The organism is Ruegeria intermedia, from assembly GCF_900129345.1.
Classification (GTDB): Bacteria; Pseudomonadota; Alphaproteobacteria; order Rhodobacterales; family Rhodobacteraceae; genus Ruegeria; species Ruegeria intermedia.
In genome coordinates, this window is the sequence record NZ_FQVK01000050.1 from 1 (window position 1) to 7,054 (window position 7,054).

Below are 7,054 nucleotides of genomic sequence, written 5' to 3' on the forward strand. Positions count from 1 at the left end.
TGGCGACGGACTTCCTCGAACCAGATCGCCTCCACCGGCCCGGATAGCCGATCGATCTCGCTCAGCCAGTTGGTGAAGCGCAGATACCGCATGCCGCCACCGTCGAAGCGGCCGGGATGGAAGCTGACCGTGCCGGTGGTGATCAGGCCGTCAGCCCCTCGCAAGGCCCAGCCGGTTGTGGTGCCCAGATCGAGGGCAAGGATGGTGGATGATGGAAAGGTTGATGGTGCGGCCATTTGGGGGCTCCTTTTTTCCGGCTGCTCGATGAAGGGATGGACAGAGTCGCTGTGGACGAAATCGCCCAGGGGTGGGTGGTGGACCTCCCCACCTGACGGGGGGAGTCCACCCACCCCTTTAGGGGTGCCTTTTCCGAAATCTGGAATCTGGCAAAACCCTATGATTTCATTGAGGAAATCCAGATTGCGGGTCAGATTCCGGATCAAACCGTCCGAAATCTGACACGGATGCATCAAGCCATTGAAAAACGGGCGGAAAACCCAGATTCCAGATTGCGCGCAGATTTCAGATTTCGCGAAATCTGGCCAGATTTCGGATTTCGGCGTCCAGATTTCGGGTGGGGTCAGAGAGCGGAAACTCATGCTTCACCCCCTTCCGGATAGACCCAGACAGCGGGGTTTTCGACCGGCAGAACGGCCCCGGTCTGGGGGCATTTGTAGTGGCTCGGAAACACCCGGACATGAACCGGGGTGACCTCGCCGGTCTCCGGATCGGTGGCTTCCTCTCCGGTCGCCAGTTCCATGTGCTCGACGCAGAGATAGCCGTACTTGCTGCGGTCCGAGGCGAGGCCAAGATCGCTGGCGGCATTGCCCTTGACGAACTTGACGATCCCCTTGGTGGTCAGGACGTTCAGCCTCTCGCGAATGCTGGTCTGCCCGCTGAGGCCGCTCTTGTTCTCGAAGGCCTCGGCAAAGAGGGTCATGGTGTACATGCGCCCCGAGCGCGCCTCGCGGTGGAGAATGTCGACGATGACCTCGCCCTTGCGATCCCGCTCCGCATCGAACTTCGCCCCCTGTTCGGCGCGCACGAGCCGTTCGTTCATCGGGTTGACCTCGACCCACGCCCCATTGACCTTGTCGACGAGCTTGGGCTTCAGCGCGGGGCCGTTCCGGAGCTCGATCTCCAGCTTCCGCTCCGATGCCTCCTCGTCCGGCCGATGCAGGATCAGGCCGGTGGTGTAGAAACCCCTGAGCGCGCTGGCCCCGGAAAGCGCTAGGAACGGATCCTCCTTCACCTGGTGCTTCGACAGCTTCTTGGTGTGGTGGACGAGGATCAGGCCGCAGTCTGGGTTGACGTGATCGCGCAGCACTTCGACCCGGTCCTTGAGGAAGAACATCATCGCGGCGTTGTCGTTCTCGCCCCCGCCATCGGGCCCGCCGTCGAAGAGGTTGCGGATCGGGTCGATGCAGAGGATGTCGAGGGCATCGTCGGGGAACGCGACCCGGATCGCCGCGGCCACGCGGGCGCTGCCTTCGGCGTCGAGCAGCATCTTCAGCTTCGGCGTGACGACGAGGTTGTCGCGCGCGGCGGCGATCAGCTCCGCTGGCAGGCCGATCTGCTGCATGCGCTCGCGCAGGTAGTGATACTGGATCTCGGCCTGCAGGTAGAAGATCCGCAAGGGCCGCGGCGGGGTGAAGCCCAGAAACGGCACACCGGCGGCCATGTGCACGAGCCAGGAGATCAGGAGATCGCTCTTGCCCACCTTGGGTGCGCCGCCGAGCACCAGGAGCCCGCCCGGCGTCAGCACGCGGGGGCCGATCAGGTCGGCGGGCATGGGGCTCTGGTCGTCGAGCAGCTGCCCCAGCGTGAAGCTGGGCATCTCGTCGGGCACCGGCGCGGCGCTGTCGAGCCGGACGAGCGGCGGGCCGTGGCGTTCGACATGACGCGCCCACAGGCGTTCGGATTCGCGCTTGAGCCGCTCAACCGGCCACTGGGGCCGCAGCATCGCGGCATTGTATCCGCAGATCGCCTCCCAGCCCTCGCTCTTCGAGAGGCGGCCCTCGTGGACCAGCCGGATGAAATGGCCGATGGCGGCCGAGGCACCCTCGAAGCGCGACCAGTCGTCGGCGCCGCCCTCGCGCACCGGGGTGACCAGCACATCCTCCACGGCGGGCTTGTCGGGCGTGGCGAAGTCAGGCGTCAGGTTCACGCCCGGCGCGGGCGGCATGTCGGCCACGGCCTCGGCGAACTCGTCGAGATCGCGCTCGAGCCCGGCGTTCATCTCGACGATCCGCACCAGCGTCTTGAGGTTGTTCTTGTAGTAAACGGATCCCGCCACCCGGATCGGCTGATGCGCCGAGCGGAAATGCATGTCGCCCCCGACCTTCGCGGCGATGTCGCCGCGCAACCGGCAGAGGCGCCGGATATCGTCGCCCTCGGCGGGCTCGGTGAGCTTCCACCAGACGTGGGCCTTGTGCTGGCCCTCGGGCGTGATGCCACCGCTTTCCACCACCATGGTGGGCGGACCGAGATGGCGCTCGAGATGGGCGCGTTTGGCGGCAATATCGCCGCTGTCGATATCCACGACGACGGCCTGCATCCGCGCCACGTCGGCGGCCTTGGCCTGGCCGGACTCTGTCACGGTGCCGGGGATGACATAAACCGCAGCGCCCTCTCTCGCGGCCCAGTGGGCGAAGGTCGCCATCTTCTCGGGCGCCGTCTCGTCGGCCGAGATCCAGATGTTGTGCGGCCGGCCGTCGATCCCCTGTCCCTTGTCGATGAAGCTGCGCACCGGGATCAGCCCGTCGCAGTAGCCAAAGACCACCTCCATGAAGGAGGCGATCTGCGCGGGGTCCGGCTCGTCGCCGAACGGGTCGAGCATGGGGGCCGCGTCGTTGAAATCGCGCCAGGGGTTGAAATGGACGAGGTTGGCCTCGGGGCGGTCGGTCGTGCTGTCATCGCGCATGTGGGTGTCCTCGGGTGGTTCGGGCGGGTCCTTGGGGGCGTCACTCATCCGGGCAGGCTCCAGCAGCGTTCGGCCCATGGGCAGAACCGGCATTCGAAGAAATCCCGGTTCTGGGCCACGCGCGGCAGCAACTCGCCCGCGTGGGTGCCCCGGAGGATCCTCACCGCGCGATCCGACATGCGCTGCGCGAGCTCGGCATCGAAGGGCACCAGCTCGTGGTGCAACTCGGCGGTGTCCTTGTTGATCGCGGTGAAGAGCGCCGGGTTGGTCGAGAGACCGGGCACCGTGGCTTCCATGTAGGCCTGGTAGAGCGCGATCTGGGCGGCATAGACGGGCTTGGCGACGGTCACCCCCTTGGCCACCGTCTCGCGCCAGTTCTTTGCGTTCATGGTCTTGCATTCCCAGAGCGCGGGCGTGCGCAGACCCGTGGCGGCGGGGGCGCCCATGACGATCCCGTCGACATGGCCACGGATGCGTCCGCCCGCGACGGAAAAGCCGAACTGGCCGCCATCGCGCTTCCGGGTGACGAGATCGATCCCGGCTGCCCGCAACCACTTGATGGCGAGATCCTCGAGGGCATGCCCGATGGCGAAGATCCGGAGCGACCGGCCGGAGAACTCCTGGCCCTCGTCCTTGGGCGCATGGGCAAACTCGAACTGAAGCGCCCGCTCGCAGGATTGCCCCAGGCGGGAGGCGCCGAGATAGTCACGCGGCGGGGTCGCGGCGCGTTCGGCTTCGAGAGCGGCGTCAACAGCCGCATTGATGCGTTCGGCGATGCTCGGTCTATGGTTGAAGTCCAGCGTCAAAACGGCACCTCCGCCTTTTGAGCGAAGCGCGACATCTCGGCGCCGTAGCCTTCCAACACCTCCTCGATCAGGGCCGTAACCTCGGTCTCGGAGAGGTCACAGAGGCGCTTCTGCCAGCCGATATCGCCCATCAAGCGACCCAGCCGCTTCATCACCAATGCGATGGCGAGGCGTTCTTCCTCGGTCGTTCCGATCATGGTCAGTCCTTTCCTGTGACGGGCCGCGAACCCCCGCTGGCAGGGCATCGAGCAGAACCAGCGGTGTTTGCGCGGGCGCGGTTTGTCGGGGTCGAAAAAGCCGAAGCCCTGCGCCGGGCGCAGGCAGACGGCACAAAGGTGGAAACGCGGATGCCAGAGGCGATCACGGCCCGGTCGATCCGGAGCCTCTGCGGGCGCGGATGAGACTTGCGCGACATGGTTCATGCCGCGTTCTGACGCTTTGCGCGTCTTGCGCGCGCGACGTTTTCAGACAGCGGAATCCACCGGCAATTGTCAGGATTGTAACCGCCCGATGCATCAATGCGGTCAATACTCAGATCGTGCGCATACCCGTTCGCACGTGCCCAGTCATAGAAAGAAGCAGGGGTATCCCGCCATTCCTGGCACACCCGAATGCCGCGTGCGCCGTAGCGCTTGTAATCCTTTGATCGCGGGTTGTGGCACCGTGCAATCATGCCTCTGCGAATGTTGTCCAGACGGTGCCCCGTCATCCCGTGCGTGCGGCGAGCAGCCGAGATCATCGCGCGGGTTGCGCAGCCGCAGCTTTTGACATTTCCTTGACGCAAGCGGCTTCCATCCTTGACGGTCAGGTTTCCGCAAGCGCAGCGACAAAGCCATTTCGGTCTGGGTGAAGCGCCATAGCGCTCCACCACGGTCAAAAGGCCGAAGACACGGCCCCTCATGTCAATCGCAGGCATAGGCATGATCAATCCGCCCAGGAAGGACGGCCCGCCGGAGCCGGCGCTTGCGCATCGTAGGCAGCCTGCTTTGCAGGCGACGAAAAGGTCGGAGCAGCTGCGCCTGCCGTCCCCATGATCCGGGCATAGTCGCGATGATCCGGCGTCACCGCCGCGCGGATCTCGTTCTTCTCCTCGCCCATGGCGTCGGTGCCGATATCGATCCGGGCCACGAACTCCAGCCCGTCGAGATCGGCAAAGCCGCCGATGCGTCGCGCCGCCTGCGCCTGGGGCGACTGGTCCTTGTCGGAAATCCCCCGCGCCGAGTTCAGCATGCCCCGGATCAGGCTGCGGCCCATGTTGGCCCAGTCCGGCCCCTTGGGGCTGTAAAGCCCGATCAGGGTGAAGATCTTGCGCCGGGCGTATTGTCCCTCGAGCACGGTGAATTCGCCGTTGAGATAGACCGCGCCGGTCGAGCCGCGGGTGGCATAGCCCCCGGTCCAGCCCTGCGCGGGGTCGTCGAAACCACCGGGCCGGATCGTCAGCCGCACCTTGGCGAGGGTGCCCTTGGGGATGAGGTTTGCGTTGGATTGCGCGTCGTTGAAATCGTTCCAGGAACCCATGGGGTCTCTCCTTCTCGGTTCAGGTTTGGGGATCGGATTGCGGGGCGGCGGCAGGCGCCGGAATCGATGGCGGGTCGATCACCAGTGGGCGCGCATCGAGCGGCAGCGGTTGGTGGATCTTGTCGATCAGGCGACCGAGATCGGGGGGCTCGAGCATCTCCAGCCGACCGGAGCGGTCCTTGGCCGGATAGCCCCAGGGGTTCTGCGTCTGGCAGACGAAGACCCGCCGCAGCTCGCCTTGTGCATCGGGCAGCGATGTCAGTGTCAGCACCTCGTCGACGATGCCCGGCAGTTCCAGCCCGGTCTTCGAGCCCTCGATCTGGGGCACGAACTGCTTGCGATTGAAGTCGTCGAGCTTCTCGTCGAGGATGCCGACGAAGATCACGTTCTTCGCCCGCGTGTGCTGGAGATGCGTGAGCCAGCCGATCATCTCGCGCCCGTGCAGCCCATAGGCGCCGCGCACGTCGGGCTTGCCGGTCTTGTCGGAATGCGCCTCCGGCTGGCCCTTGCACCACTGGAAGCAGAGCCTGCCAGCCACGGTGATCGAATCGACGAAGATCGTGTCGTACCTGTCGAGCGCGGCCGGATCGCCGAACTTCTCGCAGACCGCATCGAAATGCGCCCGGCTGTAGGGCTGGTCATCGCGCAGGGCCGGGTTGGCTCCGCCGATGAACACCGCGAAATCCCTGCATTCGGTCCAGGTGCGCGGGCGGATCGTGTCGATCGCCAACCCGTCGACGGCGAGATCGCCCGCTTCGAGGTCGAAGAACAGCGTCGTGCTTGCCTGGAGGGTGCGCAACAGCGTGGTCTTGCCCGCGCCGCTGGCCCCGAAGATGGCGGCCTTGACGCCGCGCGTCTCCGCGAGCCGCTCATCGGCGGTGATGATGGGAAGGGTCATGCCGGCACCCCCTGCGGTTTGCGGGGCGCCACGGGATCACCGCTGCTCACGGCGGCGTAGAGCGCGTCCAGCCGATCCGCCTCTGCGAGGCATTCGATCCCCTTGCGCCGCATGAAGCGCCGTGCGTCGTCGAGCAGCGCGGGATCGGCGATCAGATCGGGGATCGCGACATATTCCTCTGCGCTCTCGACGAAATAGGATTTCGAGCGCAGGTCCTTCACGAGCGGCGCGAAGGCCGCGCAGATCTCCGAGAAATCCGCCTGGCCCGACCCGTCATCCCGATTGCGCAGGATGCGCTTGACCTCCGAGACGATCCCGGTGCGCAGCATGCGCAACGCGCCTTCCTCGCGCGCCTGCGAACAGGTCAGCGGAAAGGCCGCCTCCATGATCTCGTCGGCGATCCTGGGCGCGTTGTTGCCCACACGGGAGGCAAACTCCCAGACGGATGCGGCAAAGGCCGCGGATTGGCTATTCAGCATCGAGCCACTCCTTGATGTTGGTGAAGACCTCGGCGCCGCGGGCGATGGCCCGGGCGTCGAGATGGTGGAACGGGTCGTCCCGCGCCTCGCGCATGCCCTGCCGGGCGAGCGCGAGGTTTTCGTCCGAAGCCCATTCGGCGAATGCCCGAAACGTGCCGGTCACATGCTGCCAGGCGGCGCGCTCGGGCGTCGGCGGGACATGGAGGGGATTGCGGCGGCCGGTGGGGCGCTGCGGGCGCATCCCCCTCCTGGCCGCGTCAATCACCATCTTGCGCAAAGCGGCGCGGGTCGGTTCCTCCCCGCGTTCGAGGCGCTCGTTCAGAACGCGCCGGACGATGCCGGGTTCGGTGGCCTCGGCATCGCGGATCTGGCGGGCCTCGTGGATCTGGTCGCGGCGCAGGCCGAGATCGGATGTCGTCGCCTGAAAAGT

Annotated in this window: 8 protein-coding genes and 1 pseudogene; all 9 read right to left on the reverse strand. The window is 65.9% G+C overall.

Features of this window, described 5'->3' with window-relative positions; genetic code table 11:
• A pseudogene (locus tag F3H26_RS20120) lies at positions 1–599 on the reverse strand (hypothetical protein); the annotation flags it as partial.
• Positions 596–2,923 (reverse strand): AAA family ATPase, encoded by a 2,328-nt coding sequence (locus F3H26_RS18770; RefSeq protein ID WP_223162585.1) that lies wholly within the window; start codon positions 2,921–2,923, stop codon positions 596–598. The pseudogene F3H26_RS20120 and the gene F3H26_RS18770, both read right to left, overlap by 4 nt.
• 44 nt (positions 2,924–2,967) lie before the next feature.
• A complete protein-coding gene (locus F3H26_RS18775; protein WP_149777501.1) occupies positions 2,968–3,729 on the reverse strand; it encodes a PD-(D/E)XK nuclease family protein in 762 nt (253 codons plus the stop codon).
• Positions 3,726–4,151 carry a DUF6511 domain-containing protein gene (locus tag F3H26_RS18780; RefSeq protein WP_149777502.1) on the reverse strand — a complete coding sequence of 142 codons (426 nt, stop codon included), beginning with the start codon at positions 4,149–4,151 and terminating at the stop codon, positions 3,726–3,728. The genes F3H26_RS18775 and F3H26_RS18780 overlap by 4 nt, the downstream gene beginning before the upstream one ends.
• The gene (locus tag F3H26_RS18785; protein WP_223162586.1) at positions 4,148–4,606 is read right to left on the reverse strand and encodes a hypothetical protein; all 459 of its coding nucleotides are present in this window, start codon (positions 4,604–4,606) and stop codon (positions 4,148–4,150) included. Before F3H26_RS18785 ends, F3H26_RS18780 begins: the two co-directional genes overlap by 4 nt.
• 47 nt (positions 4,607–4,653) lie before the next feature.
• Positions 4,654–5,247, reverse strand: a complete 594-nt coding sequence (locus F3H26_RS18790; RefSeq protein WP_149777504.1) for a hypothetical protein — start codon at positions 5,245–5,247, stop codon at positions 4,654–4,656.
• Positions 5,248–5,266: 19 nt separating this feature from the next.
• Positions 5,267–6,145, reverse strand: coding sequence for an ATP-binding protein (locus F3H26_RS18795; RefSeq protein WP_149777505.1), 879 nt, complete (start codon positions 6,143–6,145; stop codon positions 5,267–5,269).
• A complete protein-coding gene (locus tag F3H26_RS18800) occupies positions 6,142–6,624 on the reverse strand; it encodes a hypothetical protein (RefSeq protein WP_149777506.1) in 483 nt (160 codons plus the stop codon). The genes F3H26_RS18795 and F3H26_RS18800 overlap by 4 nt, the downstream gene beginning before the upstream one ends.
• On the reverse strand, positions 6,614–7,054 hold a 441-nt coding region (locus F3H26_RS19545; RefSeq protein WP_223162587.1), incomplete at its 5' end, for a hypothetical protein. The genes F3H26_RS18800 and F3H26_RS19545, both read right to left, overlap by 11 nt.